The organism is Azospirillum doebereinerae (genome assembly GCF_003989665.1).
GTDB classification, from domain to species: Bacteria; Pseudomonadota; Alphaproteobacteria; order Azospirillales; family Azospirillaceae; genus Azospirillum; species Azospirillum doebereinerae.
Genome location: NZ_RZIJ01000001.1, coordinates 401,080 through 422,236 on the forward strand (window position 1 = coordinate 401,080; position 21,157 = coordinate 422,236).

A 21,157-nucleotide genomic window follows, 5' to 3' on the forward strand; every position below is an offset into this window, starting at 1 on the left:
CCGTCATGCTCATGCCCGCAGCGCCACGAGATGCGCCGCGTACTGCATCCGGGCGCGGTCGTGCATGCGGACCGTCCAGGGAACCTCCAGCGGCTCGCCGTCCAGCCGCAGCCGCGTCACCGACTGCGCGTGGGCGCCCGGCGTCAGCAGCCGGGCCAGCACCGCCTCGCAGCGGCCGGCGTCGTCGCCGCGCTGGGAATGGCCGCCCAGCCACGCCTCCACCGGCGTCGCCTGGGTCGCCCAGTCGAAGGGTGTCGCCAGCAGGGCGCCGCCGCCCTCGGCCACGGCGCGGTCGATGGCGTGCAACAGGGCCGGCGGCGAGGCGACGCAGTCGAGCAGGTTCATCGCCGTGACCAGCGCGAAGCTCCCCGGCGCGAAGGGCGGCGCCAGGGCGTCGCCGATCCAGAAATCCACCCGCTCGGCGCCCGGAAAGCGCGCCTCGGCGCGGCGGCGCTCGTAGACGATGCCCGAGCGGCGCAACGGATAGACCGCCTCGCCGGTGTCGAGCACGTGGCGCGCCAGCGCCAGCAGCGGCCAGTGCAGGTCCAGCCCCAACACGAGATCGTCGGTCCGCCCGGCCAGCTCGAAGCTGGTGCGCCCGGCGGCGCAGCCCAGATCGAGGATCGGACCGGCGGGCAGCGGCCCCAGCCGCCCCAGCCCCGCCGACAGGCAGCGCACCACCGACCCGGCGGCCTCCGCCTCGCCGCCCGGCTGGCGGTCGCGGTCGCCGTAATGGTCCCAGCCGTAGCTCGACAGATGCTGGCGCGTGGCGTTGAAGGCGCTGTCGGGGCCGAAGGCGTCGCCCAGCACCCCTTCCATCACCGGCGGGATGTCGGCGCGGGTGGTCAGCAGATGGCCGTTCGCCGCCATCCAGCCGCGCGGGTCGGGCACCAGGACCGGGGCGCCGTCGACGATGGGATACTCCATCGCGCAGCCCGGATCGGTGCAGAGCAGCGTGCCCCAGCGCACGTCGCCACCCTCGGGGCCGGCCACTTCCGCCTCCACCACGCCCAGCGCCAGCGGCACGGCGGTGCCGCGCGTCCACAGGCAGTGCGGGCAGACGGGGTTGAGGCGTTCGAAATGGCCAAGCCGCATGCCGTCAGCCGCCGATGATCACGGTGGGACAGCCGGGCGGCAGCACCTTGCCCACCGGACCGGGGATCGGGGCGACGCAGCTGACATGGGCCGTCATGTCGTTGATCCGGGCGGCGGGCAGATTGTTGATCAGCACCGTCGCCGATCCCTTGGCGATCATCCCCGGCCCGGCCGGCACGCAGCCCGGCAGCATGCAGGGCGCCGAGATGTCGGTGACGCGCGCCGCCGGCATCTTGCCGATCAGCACGGTCGGGCTGCCCAGCATGATCGCCAGCGGCAGCCCCGGATGCGGGGCCGGCGCCGGCACCAGGGCCGGCGGGTGGATGGGCGCGTGGCAGTGCGGCGCGTCCTGCTTGATCATGTCGCCGAGGCGGGCGGCGGGAGGCATCGTCGGGTCTCCGGTCGGGTCAGAACAGGAGATCGCCCGCCGCCACCGGCGGCCGGGGCGGCAGCGCGGAGGGCGTCGGACCGGGCAACGGGTCGGGAAGGACCGGCCGCCCGTCGCGGAAGACCGCCGTGGACAGCACCGTCTCCCCATCCTCGGCGAAGAAGACGCAAGGCCCGTTCAGCGTGCCGCCAGCCATGGCCAAACGGGCGATCAGACGCCCGGAGGCATCCCGCTTTTCGATCGTCACGGCGTGAGTCATGGAATGGGGCGTCCCGAACGGGTTTTGGCCGGAGGCGTTGAGGGTTAGCATCCCTGCGCAATATCGATTCGTCAAGCCCGTCGAGGTACCCAAACCGCTGGCTTGTTACGCAAATGCAATATTTCTTACGGATGCCCTTGTCCGAACGATTCACCTTGTGTATCCGAGAATAGTAACGCTATCAATTTTGCGGAAGCGGCTGCTCCGTCTCTTCGGAGCCCTGCTGCCAAAGCCCTTACTTTCTTCATACGAATGCGGAAAGGGTGCCTTCCTTCATGCCGACACCGCAGCTTTTCGACATCGAGGAACTGCTCGCAGCCATTGAGGGAGATCCCGACACGGGGATCGACCTCCGCGAGAACGCATCCACCGATTATTACGCCGTCAAGGACGCCCGCAGCGCCGCCCGCGCCGCCGAGCGCTCGATGGACGTGGAGGACGACACCGGCGCCCTGCTGCCGGAATGGCGCACGATCCTCGACGTCTCGCCCCTCATCCTGCGCACCCAGGCCAAGGACCTCGAAGTCACCGCCTGGTTCATCGAGGCGCTGCTGCGCGCCCAGGGTTTCGCGGGCCTGCGCGACGGCTTCGCCCTGGCGCGCGGTCTGGTCGAGAAGTTCTGGGACAACCTCTACCCCGCGCCGGACGAGGACGGGATCGAGACCCGCGTCGGCCCGCTGACCGGCCTGAACGGTGAATCCGCCGACGGCACGCTGATCCAGCCGATCCGCAAGGTGCCGCTGACGCTGGGCGACACGCCCTACGCGCTGTGGCACTACGAACAAGCCATCGAGCTGTCCAAGATCACCGACGAGAACCGCCGCCAGGCGCGGATCGACAACGGCGCGGTGACCTGGGAGCAGTTCGAGCAGAGCGTGCGCGAGACCCCGGCCTCGGAGTTCCGCACGCTGGTCGAGGACATCCAGGGCGCCATCGACGAGTTCGAGGCGCTGGGCAAGGCGCTCTACGACAAGGCCGGCTACGACGCGCCGCCCGCCGGCAACATCCGCAACGTGCTGAGCGCGGCGCTGGACGCGGTGAACTACGCCGCCCGCGACCGTCTGGCGACGCTGACCGACGACGCGCCCCTGGCCGAGGCCGCCGCCGGTCCGTCCGGCGGGGACGGCGGCGCGGCGGGCGGTGCGGTGGCCGCCACGGCCAAGGCCGCGATCGGCGGCGTTGTCACAACACGCGACGACGCCTTCCGCGCCCTCTTGCAGATCGCCGATTTCTTCCGCAAGACGGAGCCCCACTCCCCGATGTCCTACACATTGGAGGAGGTGGTGCGGCGCGGCCGCATGACGCTGCCGGAACTCTTGCAGGAACTCATCACCGACGAGGAGACGCGGCGGCTGTTCTTCGTCGCCTCCGGCGCCAAGGCGCCGCCGCCGGCCGAGCAATCCGGGTATTGACGATCATCGCCTAACACGGCGTGAGCAGGGAGATTGGATCAGATGGCGAGTATCCACCAGAAGCTGGATCGCGTGCGCAAGCCCCGCGTCCACATCACCTACGATGTCGAGACCGAAGGCGCGGCGATCGTCAAGGAACTGCCCTTCGTCGTCGGCGTGCTCGGCGACTTCTCGGGCGACCCGACCGAGCCGCTGAAGCCGCTCAAGGACCGCAAGTTCATCCAGATCGACCGCGACAACTTCAACGACGTCATGGCCCGCATGACGCCCGGCCTGAAGCTGAAGGTGGACAACACCCTGGCCGAGGACGGCAGCCAGCTCGGCGTCGACCTGACCTTCAAGTCGATGGAGGATTTCGAGCCGGCCCGCGTCGTCCAGCAGGTCGAGCCGCTGCGCAAGCTGCTCGACACCCGCAACCAGCTCCGCGACCTGCTGAGCAAGGCCGACCGCTCGGAAGAGCTGGAAGGGCTGCTGGAGCGCGTGTTGCAGAACACCGAGGAGTTGAGCGCGCTCAGCGGCCAGCTCGGCACCGACGAGAAGAAGGAGGGTTGATCCCATGAGCGACGCTCACGCCCAGGGAGCCGGCGCGACCGGTTCCGTCGCCGAAGGTTCGGCCCTGTCGATCCTCGACCAGGCCATCGCCGCGACCAAGCAGACCGAGCCCGACCGCGCGCAGGAGCTGCTGCGCACGCTGACCCAGGAAGCGCTGGCCGGAACGGTCACCTTCAACAAGAATCTGGGCCTGACGATCAACCGCGCGATCGACGCGATCGACGCCAAGATCTCCAAGCAGCTCAACGCCATCATGCACCACGAGAAGTTCCAGAAGCTGGAAGGCTCGTGGCGCGGCCTGAACTATCTGGTGATGAACTCGGAGACCAGCTCGAATCTCAAGATTCGGGTGATGAACGCCTCCAAGAAGGACCTGTACAAGGACATCTCCAAGGCGGCCGAGTTCGACCAGAGCAGCCTGTTCAAGAAGATCTACGAGAACGAGTTCGGCATGGCCGGCGGCGAGCCCTACGGCGCGCTGGTCGGCGATTACGAGTTCACCAACCACCCCGACGACATCGAGCTGCTGAGCGGCGTCTCGAACGTCGCCGCCGCCGCCTTCGCGCCCTTCATCTCGGCCGCCAGCCCGAAGCTGTTCGGCTTCGAGAGCATGACCGACCTGTCCAAGCCGCGCGACCTGGAGAAGATCTTCGACAGCGTCGAGTACACCAAGTGGCGCAGCTTCCGCGAGAGCGAGGACAGCCGCTTCGTGACGCTGACCATGCCGCGCGTGCTCGCCCGCCTGCCCTACGGCGCCAACACCAAGCCGATCGAGGAGTTCTCGTACGAGGAGGCTCCGTATGAGGGCGGCGTCGCCCGGTCGATGGGCCACGACGACTATTGCTGGATGAACTCGTCCTACGCGGCGGCCCAGCGCCTGACCAACGCCTTCTCGCAATACGGCTGGTGCACCGCCATCCGCGGCGCCGAGGGCGGCGGCAAGGTCGAGAACCTGCCCTTCCACACCTTCACCTCGGACGACGGCGACAGCGACGCCAAGTGCCCGACCGAGATCGGCATCACCGACCGCCGCGAGGCGGAGCTGTCGAAGCTCGGCTTCCTGCCGCTCTGCCACTACAAGAACCAGGACTACGCCGTCTTCTTCGGCGCGCAGACCACGCAGAAGGCCAAGAAGTACGACCGGCCGGAGGCGACCGCGAACGCCGCGATCTCCGCCCGCCTGCCCTACATCATGGCGACCTCGCGCTTCGCGCATTACCTGAAGATCATGGCGCGCGACAAGATCGGCTCCTTCATGGAGGCGAGCGACTGCGAGGCCTGGCTGAACCGCTGGATCCTGAACTACGTCAACGGCAACGAGGCCGCCGGTCAGGAGATGAAGGCGAAGTACCCGCTGGCCGAAGCCAAGGTGCAGGTGAAGGAGATCCCAGGCAAGCCGGGGTCGTACAACGCCGTCGCCTGGATGCGCCCGTGGCTGCAGATGGAGGAACTGACCACCTCCATGCGCATGGTCGCCCGCATCCCGCAGGCCGGCTGACGGCGGCGACGTGACGCCGGACGCCGGAATGGACGACGCGGACGCCACGGTCATCGAACGGCCGTTGCGCCTGCGCGTCGTCGACATGGCGCTCCAGCGCGACGATCCAGGCCCGCTCGACGCCTTCCTGGCGGCGGGCGGGTCCGGCGACGCGCTGTGGCTGTGGTTCGGCCCCACGCTCGCGGTCATGGATTCGCTCGACCGGCTGCGCGCCGCCCTGGACCGCGACATCGCGGCCATCGACGCGCTGCTGAGCGAGCAGGTCAACGCGATCCTCCACCACAAGCGCTTCCAGGCCCTGGAATCGTCGTGGCGCGGGGCGCAGGCGCTGGTCCGCCAGTCGGAATCGGTCGAATCGGTCGTGCTCCGCCTGCTGAACGTCACCTGGCCGGAGGTCTGCCGCGACCAGGAACGGGCCATCGAGTTCGACCAGAGCCACCTGTTCAACAAGATCTACAGCGACGAGTTCGGCATGCCGGGCGGGCGTCCCTTCGGCGTGCTGCTCTGCGACTACGCGGTGCAGCACCGGCCGACCAAGGACCACCCGACCGACGACGTCTCGGGCCTCAAGGGGCTGGCGCAGGTCGCCGCCGCCGCCTTCGCGCCGGCCATCCTGGGCGCCGCGCCCGAGTTGTTCGGGCTGGAGACCTTCCACGAGCTGGGCCTGCCGCTCGACCTGAAATCGGTGCTGCGGCAGGCCGAGTACCAGCGCTGGCAACGGTTCCAGGAGACGGAGGATTCGCGCTTCCTCGGCGTCGCGCTGCCGCGCGTGCTGATGCGCGAGCCCTACGGCGACGACCCGCGCGCCCGCCACGGCTTCCGCTTCCGCGAGGAATCGGTCGGCGGCGAGGGCGGCATGCGGCTGGAGGACCATTGCTGGGGCAACGCGGTCTACGCCTTCGGCACCGTGCTGATCCGCTCCTTCCTCCAGCACGGCTGGTTCGCCGACATCCGGGGCGCCCAGCGCGACGTGGTCGGCGGCGGGCTGGCGACCGAGCTGGTGGTCCCCGATTTCGGCACCGACGCCGCCGGGGTGGCGCAGAAATTCGCGGTGGAGGTGGCGATCTCCGACCATCTGGAGCGCGATCTCGACGATCTCGGCTTCATCCCGGTCAGCCGCTGCAAGGACACGCCCTATCTGGTCTTCTACGGCAACCAGTCGGTCCAGCGGGTCGGGCAGTACACCAGCGGCGCCGCCACCGCCAACGCCCGGCTGTCGGCCATGCTGCGCTACATGTTCTGCATCGCGCGCTTCGCCCATTTCCTGAAGGTGATGGTGCGCGACCGCGTCGGCTCCTTCGGCTCGCCCGAGGAGTGCGAGCGCGACCTGCAACGCTGGCTGCACGGCTATTGCCTGGGCAACGACGACGCCAGCATGGACCAGAAGGCCCGTTACCCGCTGCGCGAGGGCAGCATCCTGGTTCGCCCCATGCCGGGCAAGCCCGGCAATTACCAATGCGTCATTCATCTTCGGCCGCATTTTCAGCTCGATCAGGTCTTCTCGACCTTCAAGCTGGTGACCGAGCTGGCTCAAAACGGACCCGCCTGATCGGGGGAGAGAGACAACGATGAGCGAAACCGCAGCCCAACTCTTCCAGTCCGGCCGTCTCGACGAGGCGATCACCGCCCTGAACGGCGAACTCAAGAAGAAGCCGAAAGACATCGACAACCGCGTCTTCCTGGCCGAACTGCTGAGCTTCGCCGGGAACCTCGACCGCGCCGACCTGCAGCTCGACACCATCGGCACGCAGGAGCCGCAGATCGCCGTGACGATGGCGCTGTTCCGCCAGTTGGTGCGCGCCGACCAGGCCCGCCGCCAGCTCTTCGCCGACGGCCGCCTGCCCGAGTTCATCGACGCGCCGCCGCCCGACCATCTCCGCCTGCATCTGGAAGCCCTGGTCGCGTTGCGCGCCGGCGATTCCGCCGAGGCGCTGGCCAAGCTGTCCCAGGCCGAGGAACTGCGCCCGCCCGCCGCCGGCAGCCACGACGGCGCGGCCTTCGACGACTTCCGCGATCTCGACGACGTGACCGGCGGCTTCTTCGAGGTCTACACCAGCACCGGAAAGTATTTCTGGATCCCCACCGAGAGCGTCGAGCTGGTCGAGTTCCGCGCCCCGGAACGCGCCCGCGATCTGCTGTGGCGACCGGCCCACATGGTGGTGCGCGGCGGTCCGGACGGCGAGGTCTACCTGCCGGCGGTCTATGGCGGCGCGCCCGCGGACGCCGAGACCGCGCTGAAGCTGGGCCGCGCCACCGACTGGCTGGAGGCGGACGGCGCGCCGATCCGTGGCGTCGGCCAGCGCTGCTTCCTGGTCGGCGAGGAGAGCGTTCCCATCATGCAGCTCGGCACGCTGGAGTTCACGGGGGCGTCGTAAAGGCGCCTTTGCCCCCTCCCTAACCCTCCCCCCCCTTCGGCGGGAGAGGGGAGTGCCGCCTTACTCCCGCAAAGCTCCTGCCCCCTCTCCCGCGCAGCGGGGGAGGGATGGGGAGGGGGCAAGCGCCAGCACTCCGCCACAAAAAGGTCGCCGCCTTTGGATCGCAACCAGTCCATCACCCTGTCGGTGCTCGACCGCCTGCTCGACGATTCGCCGGAAACCGCCACGCCGCGCCCGCACACGCTGGCCGATCTGCGGGCGTCGATCCGGCGCGATCTCGAAAACCTGCTGAACACCCGACGGCGGGTGCTGGGCTGGCCGGGCGACCTGACGGAGCTGTCGGATTCGATCCTCGCCTACGGCTGCCAGGATCTGCTGAGCGAGAACCTCGCCACCGACGCCCGCCGCCGCGAGGTGGTGGCGCAGATCGAGGCGGCGATCCGCCGGTGGGAACCGCGCTTCGCCCGGCTGTCGGTGACGATGGTCGAGAACAGCGACCCGGCCGACCGCACGCTGCGCTTCCGGATCGAGGCGCTGATCCACGCCGACCCGGCGCCCCAGCCGATGGTCTTCGATTCGCTGGTCGACCCGACCTCCAACATGGTCTCCGTGACGAGCAAGTCCCGTGGCTGACGAACTTCTCCCTTACTACAACCGCGAGCTGACCTATCTGCGCCGCATGGCGGCGGAGTTCTCGGAGGCGCACCCGAAGATCGCCGGGCGGCTGCGGCTCAGCGCCGACGCCGTGGAGGATCCCCACGTCGCGCGGCTGCTCGAAGGCGTCGCCTTCCTGAACGCCCGCATCAGCCGCAAGCTGGACGACGAATACCCGGAACTGGTCGACACGCTGCTCGACGTGCTCTACCCGCATTATCTGGCGCCGGTGCCGTCGATGGCGGTGGTGCAGATGAAGGGCAGCCCCGACCTGACCGGCCCCTACACCGTGCCGAAGGGGACCGAGCTGGATTCGGAACCCCTGCGCGGCGAGACCTGCCGCTTCCGCACCGTCTACCCGACCACGCTCTGGCCGATCGAGCTGGAACAGGCGACGCTGGCCGGACGCCCGCTGGTGGCCCCGCCCAACCCGCGCGGCGCCGACGCCGTCGCGGCGCTGCGGCTGACCCTGCGCTGCCGCGCGCCCGACATGACCTTCGCCGGCCTGCAACCGGGCTCCTTGCGCTTCTTCCTGCGCGGCCAGCCGCAGCAGGTCTACGCGCTGCACGAGCTGCTGTTCAACAACGCGCTGTCGGTGGCGCTGGCCGACGACGCCCGCGATCCCGACGCGGTGATCCTCGGCCCGGACGCGATCCGCCCGGTCGGTTTCGCCGACGACGAGGGGATGCTGCCCTACCCCGCCCGCTCGCATCAGGGCTACCGGCTGCTGACCGAGTATTTCGCCTTCCCGGAGAAGTTCCTCTTCTTCGACCTCGACCTGTCGTCGAAGGTGCTGCGGCGGGCCGGCAACCGGCTGGAGATCTTCGTCTACCTGAACCGCACCGACGGCGACCTGGAGCGCGCGGTGTCGAAGGACAACATCGCGCTCGGCTGCACCCCGGTCGTCAACCTGTTCCGCCAGCGGGCCGAGCCGGTGGCGCTGACCCAGACCCAGCACGAGCACCGGGTCGTCGCCGACGCAAGGCGCCCCGGCGCGCTGGAGGTCCATTCGGTGGACGGCGTGGTGGCGACCGACCCGGCCGGCCAGCAGCGGCGCTTCCTGCCCTTCTACGGGCTGCGCCACGGCGGCGTGGAATCGGTGACCCGCACCTACTACACCGCCAGCCGCCGCCCGGCCGGCGGGCGCGATCCGGGGACCGAGGTGCATCTGGCGCTGGTCGACCTCGATTTCGACCCGTCCAGCCCGGCCGAATCGGTGCTGTCGGTGGAGACCACCTGCCTCAACCGTGACCTGCCGGGGCAACTGCCCTACGGCGGCGGCCACCCCTACATGAAGCTGACCGAAGGCATGGCGGCGGTCGCCGGCGTGTCCTGCCTGACCCCGCCGACCGCGACGCTGCGCATCGCCGAACGGCAGGGGCACCGCTGGCGGCTGATCTCGCACCTGCTGCTGAATCACCTGTCGCTTTCGGGCGGCGAGGAGGGCACCGAGGCGCTGCGCGAGATCCTGCGGCTCTACGACTTCCGCGATTCGGCGGAGACGCGCGGCATCGCCGACGGCATCCTGTCGGTGTCGACCAAGCGCGGCACTGCACGGGCGCCCTCACGGCCGGGCGACGTCGCCTGGGGCGACGCGCTGTGCCGGGGCATCGACGTGACCATCGAGTTCGATCCGCAGCGCTTCAGCGGCAGCGGCATGTTCCTGCTCGGCATGATCCTCGACCATTTCCTGGGGCTTTACTGCTCGATCAACTCCTTCACCCGGCTGACCGCCACGGTGAAGGGACGCACCGGAGTGCTGCGCACATGGCCCGCCCGCGCCGGCAACCGCCCGCTTCTGTAGTCGAGCGCCTGTTCCGCACCCCCCACCGCTTCGATTTCTTCCAGGCGGTGCGGGTGCTGGAATGGCAGGCCAAGCGCGACGCGCGGGACCGCCGCACGGCGCCGCGCCGCGCCGTGGGCCACGACCACGACCCGCGCGAGGAGGTTGTGCGCCTGCGCGCCGAGACCTCGCTGACCTTCCCCGGCAACCAAGTGACGGGGGCGGAGGCCGGGGTGGACGGCAAGCCGCCGCAGATCGTCGGCGCCTTTATGGGGCTGGTCGGGCCGCTCGGCGTGCTGCCGCAGCACTACACCGAGTTGATGATCCGGTCCTTGCGCGAGCGCAACCGGTCGCTGCGCGACTTCTTCGACGTCTTCCATCACCGTTCGCTGTCGCTGTTCTACCGCGCCTGGGCCAAGTACCGCCTGCCGGTGTCGTTCGAGCGCGGGCTGGACGGGCGCGATCCCGACCCGGTGACCACCGCCGTGTCCAGCTTCGTCGGCATCGGCTCGCCGTCGCTGACCAAGCGGCTGGCGGTCGAGGACGAAACGCTGCTGCACTACTCCGGCCTGATGGCGCGGGGGCCGCGCTCGGCGGCGGATTTGCAGGGGCTGCTGTCGGATTTCCTGGGCCGCCCGGTGGCGGTGGACTGCTTCGTCGGAAGCTGGCTGCCGGTGGCGCCGGACGGGCAGACCCGGCTGCCATCCTTGGGCGACCCGCAGGGGCAGCATTGCCGGCTCGGCATCGACGCCTTGGCCGGCGACCGCGCCTGGGACGTCCAGGGCAAGTTCCGCCTGCGCATCGGCCCGCTGAACCGCGCCCAGTTCCAGGACTTCATGCCCGAGGGGCGCGAGTTCCGGAAGCTGCAGGATCTGGTGCGGCTCTACGTCGGGCCGGAGCTGGATTTCGAGCTGCAGGTGACGCTGGACGCCCCGCATGTGCCGGCCGCCCGACTGGCGGCGGGTTCGGAGGACCAGGACGCGACGCGGCTGGGCTGGAACGGCTGGGTGCTGCACGCGCCGAGCCCGGTGGAGCGCAGCGACGCCGTGTTTCCGATGCAGGATTTGTAAGGGGGCGCAACGCCGCCATGACGCCGCAAGGACCGAGGACACCATGAGCGACTGGAGCGCCGGCTATGTGTCGGACATCGAGTATCTGCCGGGCTTCTACCGCGAGCAGGGGCCGGCGCATCTGACGCTGAGCTGCCTGATCAACGGCATCGCCCCGCCCGCGACCGCCAACGGCTTCGACTATTGCGAGCTGGGCTGCGGCCACGGCACAACGGTGGCGCTGTTCGCGGCGGCCAACCCGAAGGGGCGCTTCCACGCGGTGGACTTCCACCCGGCCCACATCGCCCGCGCCCGCGACGCCGCCGCCGAGGCCGGGCTGACCAACATCGCCTTCCACGAGGCGAGCTTCGCCGATCTGGCCGACGGCACGGGGCCGGAGTTGCCGGAGTTCGACTTCGTCACCTTGCACGGCGTCTACAGCTGGGTCAGCCCGATGAACCGGGGCGCCATCGCGCGCTTCCTGTCGAAGAAGCTCAAGCCCGGCGGCATCGTCTACGTCAGCTACAACGCGCAGCCCGGCTGGACGCCGATGATGCCGCTGCAACGGCTGCTCTACGAGTATTCCGGGCTGGTCCACGAGCGCAGCGACCGGCAGGTCAAGGCCGGGCTGGACTTCGCGGAATCGCTCTTCAAGGCCGGGGCCAAGATCCTGGGCGACGAGGCGATGTTCGCCAAGCTGCGCGGCGAGAGCAAGACGCAGAGCGCCACGGACCAGTCGGTCTATCTGGCGCACGAATACCTGAACGGAAGCTGGCACCCGCTCTACCACGTCGACGTCGCCCGCGAGCTGGGCGAGGCGAAGCTGACCTACGCCGGCTCCGCCACCCTGTTCGAGAACTACCCGGAGTTGGCCCTCACCGCCGAGCAGCGCACGGCGCTCGACGGAATCGGCGTGCCCAGCCTGCGCGAGACCTTCAAGGACTACTGCGTCGGCCGCCCCTTCCGCCGCGACGTGTTCGTGCGCGGCGCCCGGCGCATCAGCGTGGCCAAGCGCGACGCGCTGCTGGCCGACATGGGAATGGCGCTGATCGTGCCCCGTGCCGACGCCCGCACGACGATCCAGGTGCCTCTCGGCGAGGCGACGCTGGAGGCCAAACACTATGAGCCGATCTTCGACGCGCTGGCCGAACGCCCGCGCCGGATCGGCGAGCTGATGGAGTTGCCCGAGGTGCGCCGGGCCGGCGGCAAGCTGTCGGCGGTGGAGATCGCCGGCATGCTGACCGGCTCCGCCCAAGCGCTGCCGGTGCTCGAACCGGCGGACCGCGTGACTCCGCTGCCGTCCGTGCTGGCGCACAACCGCGCCGCCGCCGCCGAGCTGGCGACCAGCGAGGGGCGCAAGAGCAGCGCGTTCGCGGCCTCGGTCGGCGGAGCCGGGCTGCACGTCAGCGTGGTCGAGGCCCTGCTCTACGACGGTCTGTGCGAGGGCGTGCCGGAACAGGTCGACGCGCTGGTCGTCCACGCGATGAAGCGGCTGTCGGCGCCGGAGAACGCCGACGACGCCAGCCGCAACGCCATCGACGAGAGCATGGGCTGGTGCCTGCGCAACAGCCTGCCGGTCTGGCGCAAGCTGGGCGTCATCGGGTGAGGAGTGTCGGGTGAGGACCGCCAAGCGATCGGAGCCGCCGGACAGGCCGCCGGCCAAGCAATTGTCACCGCACCCCCTTTGGTTCCGGGTGACCATCCGTCCGCGCGCTGTTATACCCGTTGGTATGATGGGAAAACGGACGTGATGGGCAGGATGGCCGGCTGGGCTTGGCGACGGACGGCGGCGCGTTCCCTGTCCCTGGGCGTTCCTCTTGCGCTGGCCGTGCCGCTGGCGCTGTCGGCCTGCGGGTCGGCGCCGCCCCCGCCGACGCCGACCACGGTCGAGTTGACGGTGACCGGCGCGAAGGACCTCAACCCCGACCCCAACGACCGCCCGTCGCCGGTGATGCTGCGCGTCTACCAGCTCGGCCCCAGCGACGCCTTCGCCAACGCCGACTTCTTCCAGATCATCGACCAGGACAAGGCGACGCTCGGCCCCACCCTGCTCGACCGGCAGGAGATCGCGGTCGCGCCCGAAAGCAGCCAGACCATCGCCATCGCGCCCAAGCCCGACGCCCGGACCATCGCCGTCGCCGCCGCCTTCCGCGCCTACGAGGAGGCGGGCTGGCGGGCGATGGCCCCGATCCTGCCCAACACCAAGAACCAGTGGCGGCTGGACGTGCAGGCCCGCAAGGTCACGCTGACCCCGCCCGAAGCCGAGCCGGAGGAGAAGCCCTCCTCGCCCTTCAAGACCGGGGGAGCGACGGAATGAATCCCCGGCCGCCGCCCGACAAGAACCCGTTCGAGGAACCGGACGACATCGACGCCACGGTGATGCAGCCGATGCAGGCGTTCCGCCGCCCGGCCGACCCGGCGGCGCCGCCCGGCGCGCCCGCAAACCCGGCCGGTCTGGCGCCCCCCGCCTTCGGGCAGGGTGGCGTGTCGCAGACCAGCTACACCCCGGCCCCCTTCGCCGCCCCGTCCGCGTTCACGGCACCCTCCGCCTTCACGGCGCCCTCGGCCTTCCCCACGGCGCCCAAGCCGGCACCGGCGACCGCGCCAGCCTCCGCCCCGCTGTCCTACGGCGGCGCCTACCGCCCATTGGACGACGCGACGCTGACCGCGCTGGCCGCCGTCAGCGACAACCCGCTGGTGACGGCGGCGGCGCCGATCCTGTCGGTGGTGGTGCGGGTGCGCGACCTGACCCAGCACCGCGACGTGGAGTCGCTGCGCGAGCGCGTCGCCGCCGAGGTGCAGAACTTCGAGGCCGCCGCGACCCGCGCCGGCCTGTCCGCCGCCCAGATCCGCAACGCCGGCTACGCGCTCTGCGCGACGGTGGACGACGTGGTGCTGGCGACCCCCTGGGGCGGGCAGAGCCTGTGGGCGCACAAGAGCCTGGTCTCCACCATCCAGAAGGAGACCTGGGGCGGCGAGCGCTTCTTCGACCTGCTCGACCAGATGGCCAACCAGCCCGACCGCCATCTGATCGAGCTGGAGCTGTTCTACCTCTGCCTGTCGCTGGGCTTCGAGGGCAAGTACCGCGTCATGCCGCGCGGGTACAGCGAGCTGGGACGGCTGCGCGACCGCCTGTACCGGGTGATCCGCAAGCAGCGCGGCGACGCCGACCGCGACCTGTCGGTGCATTGGCGCGGCGTGGCCGATGGCTTTCGCCCGCTGGCCGCCGCGATCCCGCTGTGGCTGCCGGCGCTGCTGGTCGCGGCGCTGCTGGCGATGCTCTACGCGTGGTTCGTCTTCGCGCTCGCCGACCAGTCCGACGCCGCGCAACGCCGGCTCCTCGCCCTGATGCCCGACAAACCGGTGGAGATCGCCCGCGTCACCGCCCCCGCCACCCTGCCCGCTCCGCCGCCCAGCCGCACCGTCGTGCAGCGCGTCGCCGCCTTCCTGGCCGCCGACGTCAAGGCCGGTCTGGTCGAGGTGAGCGGCGAGAGCGACGGGCGGGTCATCGTGCGCACGCGCCTCAACGTCTTCGCGTCGGGCAGCGACCGGGTGGATCCGCGCTACCGCGAGGTCTTCGGCCGGGTCGCCGAGGCGTTCCGCACCGAATCCGGCCGCATCCAGGTGATCGGCAACACCGACAACGTCGCCATCCGCTCCCTGCGCTACCCCTCCAACCAGGAGCTGTCGGAGGCGCGGGCCGAGGGCGTGCGCCAGCTGCTGGCCGAGAAGCTGGGCGGCGCCGGCCGCCTGAGCGCCGAGGGGCGCGGCGACGCCGACCCCATCGCCCCCAACACGACGCCGCAGGGCCGGCAGGCCAACCGCCGCATCGACATCGTGCTGGCTCCCTGATCCCATGAAAACGATCCTGTCCGTCCTCACCTCCCGCTGGTTCCTGACGCTGGTCGGCGCGCTCTGCCTCGCCGCCATCGTCTGGTTCCTCGGCCCGCTGGTCGCCGTCGCCGGGGCCTTCCCGCTGGAGGATCCGACGATCCGGCTGGCCGTGGTCTTCGGCATCCTGCTGGTCTGGGCGCTCGCCATGCAGTGGTCGCTCTACCGCCACCGCAGCGCCAACGACCGCATGGTGAAGGCGCTGGCCACCGCTGGCAGCCGTGCCGACAAGGCCGATCCCGACGCCGACGCGGTGGGCCAGGAGACCGACCAACTGCGCGGCGGCCTGCGCGAGGCGCTGGAGCAGCTGCGCAAGGCGCGCTTCGGCGGCGGCTGGGGCCAGCGCTATCTCTACCAACTGCCCTGGTACCTGCTGATCGGGGCGCCGGGGGCCGGCAAGACGACGGCGCTGGCCAATTCCGGCCTGCGCTTCCCGCTGGCGCCCGAGATGGGACGGGCGGCGCTGCGCAACTTCGGCGGCACCCGCAACTGCGACTGGTGGTTCACCGACGACGCGGTGCTGATCGACACCGCCGGACGCTACGTCACCCAGGACAGCCAGCCCACCATCGACGCCAAGGTGTGGAAGAACTTCATCGGCCTGCTGAAGCGGCACCGCCCGCGCCAACCGGTGAACGGCATCCTGCTGGCGGTCAGCCTGTCCGACCTCGCCGTCTGGAGCGAGGCCGAGCGCAAGGGCCACGCCGAACAGCTCAAGCTGCGCCTGAAGGAGCTGCGGGGGCAGGTCGGCGCCCGCGTGCCGGTCTATGTCCTGTTGACCAAGGCCGATTTGATCGCCGGCTTCGCCGAGTTCTTCGACGACCTCAGCCGCGAGGAGCGCGAGCAGGTCTGGGGCGTGACCTTCCCGCTCGACGACGGCAAGGGCAAGGACGGCGACGCCCCGGTCCACCGCTTCGCCGTCGAGTTCGACCTGCTGACCAACCGCATCGCGCGGCGCGTGCTCGACCGCGTCCACGCCGAATCGGACATCCAACGCCGCTCGCTCGACACGTTGTTCCCGGCCCAGATCGCGGCGCTGAAACCGGCGCTGACCGATCTGCTGGGCGTCATCTTCGAGCCCAACCGCTACGAATCCTCCCCCCTGCTGCGCGGCGTCTACCTGACCAGCGGCACCCAGGACGGCCAGCCGGTGGACCGGCTGAACGAGCTGGTCGCCGGCTCCTTCGGGCTGGACCGGCCGGTGCTGCCGGCGGGCAGCGGCGGGCGCAGTTTCTTCCTCACCCGCACCCTGCGCGACGTGGTGTTCGCCGAGGCCGGGCTGGTCGGGCTGGACGGCGGGATGGAGCGGCGACGGCGCCTGCTGCGCGGCGGCGCGATGCTGGCGATGCTGCTGGTCGGGCTGGGGCTGGCCGGCTTCTGGGCCAACAGCTTCACCAACAACGCGGCGCTGGTCGCCGGGGTCGACGCCGCCGCCGCCAAGGCCGCCGCCGAGCTGGAGCCGCTGACCACCGCGCCGCGCTCGCTGACCAAGGTGGACGACACCGACTTCACCGCCATCGTGCCGCCGCTGAACACGCTACGCGCCATCCCCGCCGGCTGGGCCGATCCGCCACCGCTGGAGATGACCGGCGGCCTCTACCAGGGCGGTCGGCTCGGCCGGCAGAGCGGGACCGTCTACGACCGCGCCCTGCGCACCGCCCTGCTGCCGCGCGTCTTCCTGCGGCTGGAGGAGCAGCTGCGCCGCGAGCGCGGCCGGCCGGAATACCTGTTCCAGGCGCTCAAGGTCTATCTGATGCTGGCCGGCAAAGGGCCGCTCGACAAGGCGCTGGTGTCGGACTGGATGGCGCTCGACTGGCTGGCGACGCTGCCCGGCCCGGCCTACGAGACGGCGCGGCGGGATCTCCGCCTTCATCTCGACGCGCTGCTGGCGGCGCCGCTCTCCGCCCTGCCGTCCGACGAGGATCTGGTCGAGCAGGCCCGCGTCAGCCTGACCCGCTACCCACTGGCCGAGCGCGGCTTCGCCATCCTGCGCGACCGGCCGGAGATTCAGGCCCTTTCCGACTGGCGTCTGGTCGATCAGGCCGGGCCGCTGGCCGGGCGGGTGCTGATCCGCCCGTCGGGCAAGCCGCTGTCGGACGGGGTGCCGGGCCTCTACACCTACGACGGCTTCCACAAGGCGGTTCTCCCGGCCCTGCCCAAGGTCGCCAAGGCGCTGGTCGAGGAGAACTGGGTGCTGGGCCAGCCGAGCAGCGGCCCGCAGGCGCTCGCCAGCGCCCAGACGCTGGAGAAGGGCATCCTCGCCGTCTACCTCGACCGCTACGCGCGGCAGTGGGACGAGGTGCTGGGCGACGTGGTGATCGTGCCCTTGCGCGGGCTGAACCAGGCCGCCGACGTGCTGAACAGCCTGTCCGGCCCGCAATCGCCGCTCAAGCTGTGGCTGACCGCCATGGTGCGCGAGACGACGCTGGCCCCCGGCCCGCAGGACAAGGGCACCGCTGCCGGAGGCCCCGCCGCCCCGGTGGCCGGCGGTCCGCTGGCCGGAGTCGCGCAGCAGGCCCAGGCGGCGGAGAAGGCGCTCGACGCCTCGGGGACCAACGCGGCCTATCTGGCGCGGCTGGCCGGGGTGTCGCTGCAGCCGGCCGGTCCGCCGCCGGGCCAGCCGATCAACGACCATTTCCAGCCGCTCCGCACCCTGGTGCAGGGCGAGAACGGGGCGCCGCCCAAGCTGGACGAGATCCTGAAGCTGATGGGCGATCTCTACCAGCAGATCGCGCGGGCGGCCAATTCCCCCGACCAGAACGGCGCGCTGCTGGCGGGCCTCAGCGGCGCCGGCGGCGACCGGGGCGCGGTGATCGCCCAGCTGCGCGGCCTGACCCGCGACCTGCCCGCCCCCATCGACGGCATGGTCGCCACGGTCGCGCAGTCCTCGGCCTCGGTCAGCGTCGGTGGCGCTCGGGCGCAGATCAACAAGGCGTGGCAGTCCACCGTCCTGCCCTTCTGCAAGGCGGCGCTCGACAACCGCTTCCCGATGGTGCGGACCAGCCCGGTCGACGTCACCAACGCCGATTTCGCCCGGCTCTTCGCGCCCGGCGGCATGATCGACCAGTTCTTCAACACCAACCTGCGGCCCTTCGTCGACATGACGGTCACCCCCTGGGCGTGGCAGAAGGTCGATCAGGTCGATCTCGGCATCGCGCCGGTGGTGCTGGAGCAGTTCGAGCGCGCCGCCCGCATCCGCGACAGCCTGTTCCCGGCCGGCGCCACCGCCCCCAAGGTGGTGTTCGAGATCACGCCCGTGGAGCTGGACGCCAAGGCGACCCAGGTGGCGCTCGACGTGGACGGCCAGATGCTGATCTACCAGCACGGCCCGCCCCGCCCGCAGGTGATGAAGTGGCCCGGTGCCGAGGGCACCAGCAGCCTGCGGCTGGGCTTCGGCCCGCCGCTGCCGGGCGAGCCGGCCGGGCTGTCGCGCCAGGGTCCGTGGGCCTTGTTCCGCTTCCTCGCCGACGGCACGCTGGAGACCACGCCGCAGCCCGACCGCTTCACCTTCGCGGTGACGGTCGGCACCCGCAAGGCGCTGTTCGCCATCCGCGCCGACAGCGTCAACAATCCCTTCGGCAAAAACCTGATGGAAAACTTCCGATGCCCGACGGCGCTGTGACCCTGGCCCTGCCCGGCCCGATCGGCCCCTACCGGATCGCCGGCGTGCTGGGCCAGGGGGCGATGAGCGTCGTCTACCGCGCCGTCGACGGGCGCGACGGCGCCGAGGTGGCGTTGAAGCTGCTGCGCGGCGAACTGCTGGCCGCCGCCGAGCGCGACGCCGTGCTCACCCGCTTCGGGCGGGAGGCGCAGATCGGCATGAAGCTGGACCACCCCAACATCGTCCGCGTGCGCGATTACGGCGCGCTGGACGCGGCACAGGGCGGCGCGCCCTACCTTGCCATGGACCTGATCCGCGGCAACGAGCTGAAGCATTTTCTCGACGGCGACCGCAGCCTGTCCACGCGGGAGGCCGGCACCGTCATGCTGGCGGTGCTGGACGCGCTGGCCTTCGCCCACGCCCGCAACGTCATCCACCGCGACATCAAGCCGGCCAACATCGTGGTGCAGGACGACCTGACGCCCAAGCTGGCCGATTTCGGCATCGCGCAGGTCTCCTCCTCCGACCTGACGCAGACGGGCGAACTGCTGGGCACCCCCGCCTACATGGCGCCGGAGGTGCTGCGCGGCGAGAAGGCCGACGCCCGCAGCGACCTGTTCTCCGCCGGGATCGTGCTCTACTACCTGCTGGCGCAGCGGCGGCCCTTCTCTGGCTCCATAGCCACGGTGATGCAGCAGATCCTGTTCGTCGAGCCACCGCCGCCCTCGCAGGGCAACCCGGACCTGCCGCCGCCCTTCGACGCGCTGATCCTCAAGGCGCTGGCCAAGGCGCCGGCCGACCGCTACGCCAGCGCCGGGGAGTTCGCCGACGCGCTGCGCCGCGCCCTCGCCATCGCCGGAACGACCGCCCGCGTGGCGCAGGCCGCGCCCGAGGCGACGCTGCTCAACGCCGAGACGTCGGCCGCGCCCCGCCTCGACCGCGACACGCTGGCGGCGGCGGTGGAGGCGGCGCTGCGCGCGATCCCCGCCACCCCGCTGGACGAGCGGAGTCTCGGCCATCTGCTGGCGCTGCTGCGCGACTGGCCGGCCGGCCAGGGGGACGATTCGCGCTGGCAGTCGATCCTGCTCGGCGCCGGGGTGGAGCCGCTGGCCGAGCTGATCGTCGCCGCGACCCCGGCCCCGCGCGCCCTGCCCTCGGCCCAGCGGCGCGACTGGATGCCGATGGTGCGCCTGTTCGCGGCCCTGACCCGCGCGCTGGCCGGGACGCCGGCCGCCGACCGGGCGCGGATGTCGGCCGCGCGCATCGCCTTCGACCTGTCGGGCCGCTTCTTCCTCTATTCCGGCCAGTTGAACATGGTGCTGATGGACGGGGACAACCCGGACATCCAGATGCTCTCGCTCGACTTCCTGCGGCTGGAAATCCTCCAGCACGCGCTGGAGGAGCTGGGGGCCGACGCCGAGCTGAACAACAGCCGCACCGCGATGCTGATGTTCGCCGTGCAGGTCATTCGTAAGGTCACCCAGATCCTGCGCGCCTGCACCGACGGCAACGACGGGCTGGCCCGCTTCGGCGTGGCGATCATCCTCGCCAACATCGAGGAGCTGATCGTCATGGCCCAGCGCCTGTTCGAGACCGGCGGCCAAGCGCACGCCACCGGCGGCCTGCCGCAGGACGCGGTGGCCGAGTTCATCGCCGCCGCCGGCCGCTTCGCCACCCTGTCGGTGGAGGAACTGCGCGGCGAGGTGGCGGCCGGCGGCGGCTCCGCCGACAGCTTCGCCGCCCGGCTGCGCGGCGTCGGGCAGCTTTACCTGTTCGCGACGCGGCTGACGGCGGCGGATTGCGCGCCGCTGATGCGCGGGCTGTCGAGCATGCTCTACGGTCTCGTCGCCGGCCTCACCGCCGATCTCGGCAACGCGCCGGTCGGCGACACCGGCGCCCGCCCCCGGCTGGTCGCGCTGGCCGAGATGGCCGGCAGCCTGGGATGGACCGAGGTGGAGCGCATCGCCGTGAGCGCGTTGCGCCGCTGGGCCGTGGCCGGGGTGGATTGAGGGGAGCCGGGCTGCGGCGGTCTTTGGGGTTCGGGATCAACCGGAAGGGAACGGCGGCATGGGCGAAGGCAATGAGAACCGGGTCGAGCTGGTGCTGGTCAACGATCTGGCCGAGCTGGAGAGGCTCGCCGCCGAGGTCGAGGCCTTCATCGAGCGCAACGACCTGCCGCCCGGCCTCGCCTTCACGTTCAACCTCTGCTTCGACGAGCTGATCACCAACACGGTGTCCTACGGCTACAAGGACGGCGGCCCGCATGACATCCATGTGCGCCTGAGCACCGACGGCACCGAGATGCGGGCCGAGGTCGAGGACGACGGCGAAGCCTTCAACCCCTTCGAGGAGGCGCCGCCGCCCGACCTCAGCGCCGACATCGACGAGCGCCGCGTCGGCGGGCTGGGTGTGTTCCTGGTCCGGAAGACCATGGACCACGCCGCCTACCGCCGGAACGGGAACCGCAACCTCGTGGTGCTGGCGAAGACGCTGGCGCCGATGGCGGAGCTTCCCTGAGCGGGATTGGGTGAATGCGGCCACGGTTGCCCCCTCCCTAACCCTCCCCCGCTGGGCGGGGGAGGGGACTGCCGCAGCATCCC

The 21,157-nt window shown here is 70.8% G+C and carries 17 protein-coding genes; 14 read left to right on the plus strand and 3 right to left on the minus strand.

Annotated elements, in window-relative coordinates; genetic code table 11:
* Positions 1-9 precede the first annotated feature (9 nt).
* Genes EJ913_RS01770 through EJ913_RS01780 form a run of 3 tightly spaced genes read right to left on the minus strand, consistent with a single transcriptional unit; the run spans position 10 to position 1,742 of the window.
* Positions 10-1,095, minus strand: a complete 1,086-nt coding sequence (locus EJ913_RS01770) for a methyltransferase domain-containing protein (protein ID WP_126994242.1) — start codon at positions 1,093-1,095, stop codon at positions 10-12.
* A 4-nt stretch (positions 1,096-1,099) separates the two neighbouring features.
* Complete coding sequence (locus tag EJ913_RS01775; RefSeq protein WP_126994244.1) at positions 1,100-1,483, minus strand: PAAR domain-containing protein; 384 nt, start codon at positions 1,481-1,483, stop codon at positions 1,100-1,102.
* 19 nt (positions 1,484-1,502) lie between these two features.
* The gene (locus EJ913_RS01780; protein ID WP_126994246.1) at positions 1,503-1,742 is read right to left on the minus strand and encodes a hypothetical protein; all 240 of its coding nucleotides are present in this window, start codon (positions 1,740-1,742) and stop codon (positions 1,503-1,505) included.
* Between the two features lie 275 nt (positions 1,743-2,017).
* Between EJ913_RS01780 and tssA the strand changes: the two genes are divergently transcribed.
* From tssA to EJ913_RS01850, 14 genes are all read left to right on the plus strand, one after another.
* Positions 2,018-3,154 carry a type VI secretion system protein TssA gene (gene tssA / locus EJ913_RS01785; protein ID WP_126994248.1) on the plus strand — a complete coding sequence of 379 codons (1,137 nt, stop codon included), beginning with the start codon at positions 2,018-2,020 and terminating at the stop codon, positions 3,152-3,154.
* Positions 3,155-3,196: 42 nt separating this feature from the next.
* Positions 3,197-3,706 carry a type VI secretion system contractile sheath small subunit gene (gene tssB / locus EJ913_RS01790; protein WP_126994250.1) on the plus strand — a complete coding sequence of 170 codons (510 nt, stop codon included), beginning with the start codon at positions 3,197-3,199 and terminating at the stop codon, positions 3,704-3,706.
* A gap of 4 nt (positions 3,707-3,710) precedes the next feature.
* On the plus strand, positions 3,711-5,204 hold the full coding sequence (gene tssC, locus EJ913_RS01795) for a type VI secretion system contractile sheath large subunit (RefSeq protein ID WP_126994252.1): 1,494 nt from the start codon (positions 3,711-3,713) through the stop codon (positions 5,202-5,204).
* Between the two features lie 28 nt (positions 5,205-5,232).
* Positions 5,233-6,753, plus strand: a complete 1,521-nt coding sequence (tssC, locus tag EJ913_RS01800; RefSeq protein WP_126994254.1) for a type VI secretion system contractile sheath large subunit — start codon at positions 5,233-5,235, stop codon at positions 6,751-6,753.
* Between the two features lie 19 nt (positions 6,754-6,772).
* On the plus strand, positions 6,773-7,579 hold the full coding sequence (locus EJ913_RS01805; protein ID WP_126994256.1) for a type VI secretion system accessory protein TagJ: 807 nt from the start codon (positions 6,773-6,775) through the stop codon (positions 7,577-7,579).
* 156 nt (positions 7,580-7,735) lie between these two features.
* Entirely contained in the window at positions 7,736-8,212 is a 477-nt protein-coding gene (gene tssE, locus EJ913_RS01810; RefSeq protein WP_126994258.1) for a type VI secretion system baseplate subunit TssE, read from the plus strand.
* Positions 8,205-10,037: a type VI secretion system baseplate subunit TssF gene (gene tssF / locus EJ913_RS01815; RefSeq protein ID WP_126994260.1), complete on the plus strand. Its 1,833-nt coding sequence runs from the start codon at positions 8,205-8,207 to the stop codon at positions 10,035-10,037. Before tssE ends, tssF begins: the two co-directional genes overlap by 8 nt.
* A complete protein-coding gene (gene tssG / locus EJ913_RS01820) occupies positions 10,001-11,086 on the plus strand; it encodes a type VI secretion system baseplate subunit TssG (RefSeq protein WP_126994262.1) in 1,086 nt (361 codons plus the stop codon). Before tssF ends, tssG begins: the two co-directional genes overlap by 37 nt.
* A 43-nt stretch (positions 11,087-11,129) precedes the next feature.
* Positions 11,130-12,671, plus strand: a complete 1,542-nt coding sequence (locus tag EJ913_RS01825) for a methyltransferase regulatory domain-containing protein (protein ID WP_126994263.1) — start codon at positions 11,130-11,132, stop codon at positions 12,669-12,671.
* Between the two features lie 144 nt (positions 12,672-12,815).
* On the plus strand, positions 12,816-13,382 hold the full coding sequence (tssJ, locus tag EJ913_RS01830) for a type VI secretion system lipoprotein TssJ (protein WP_244939219.1): 567 nt from the start codon (positions 12,816-12,818) through the stop codon (positions 13,380-13,382).
* The gene (gene icmH / locus EJ913_RS01835; protein ID WP_126994264.1) at positions 13,379-14,917 is read left to right on the plus strand and encodes a type IVB secretion system protein IcmH/DotU; all 1,539 of its coding nucleotides are present in this window, start codon (positions 13,379-13,381) and stop codon (positions 14,915-14,917) included. Before tssJ ends, icmH begins: the two co-directional genes overlap by 4 nt.
* 4 nt (positions 14,918-14,921) lie before the next feature.
* Complete coding sequence (gene tssM, locus EJ913_RS01840) at positions 14,922-18,578, plus strand: type VI secretion system membrane subunit TssM (RefSeq protein ID WP_126994265.1); 3,657 nt, start codon at positions 14,922-14,924, stop codon at positions 18,576-18,578.
* Complete coding sequence (locus EJ913_RS01845) at positions 18,560-20,566, plus strand: serine/threonine-protein kinase (protein WP_126994266.1); 2,007 nt, start codon at positions 18,560-18,562, stop codon at positions 20,564-20,566. Before tssM ends, EJ913_RS01845 begins: the two co-directional genes overlap by 19 nt.
* A gap of 58 nt (positions 20,567-20,624) precedes the next feature.
* Positions 20,625-21,074: an ATP-binding protein gene (locus EJ913_RS01850; RefSeq protein ID WP_126994267.1), complete on the plus strand. Its 450-nt coding sequence runs from the start codon at positions 20,625-20,627 to the stop codon at positions 21,072-21,074.
* The last annotated feature ends 83 nt before the right edge of the window (positions 21,075-21,157 follow it).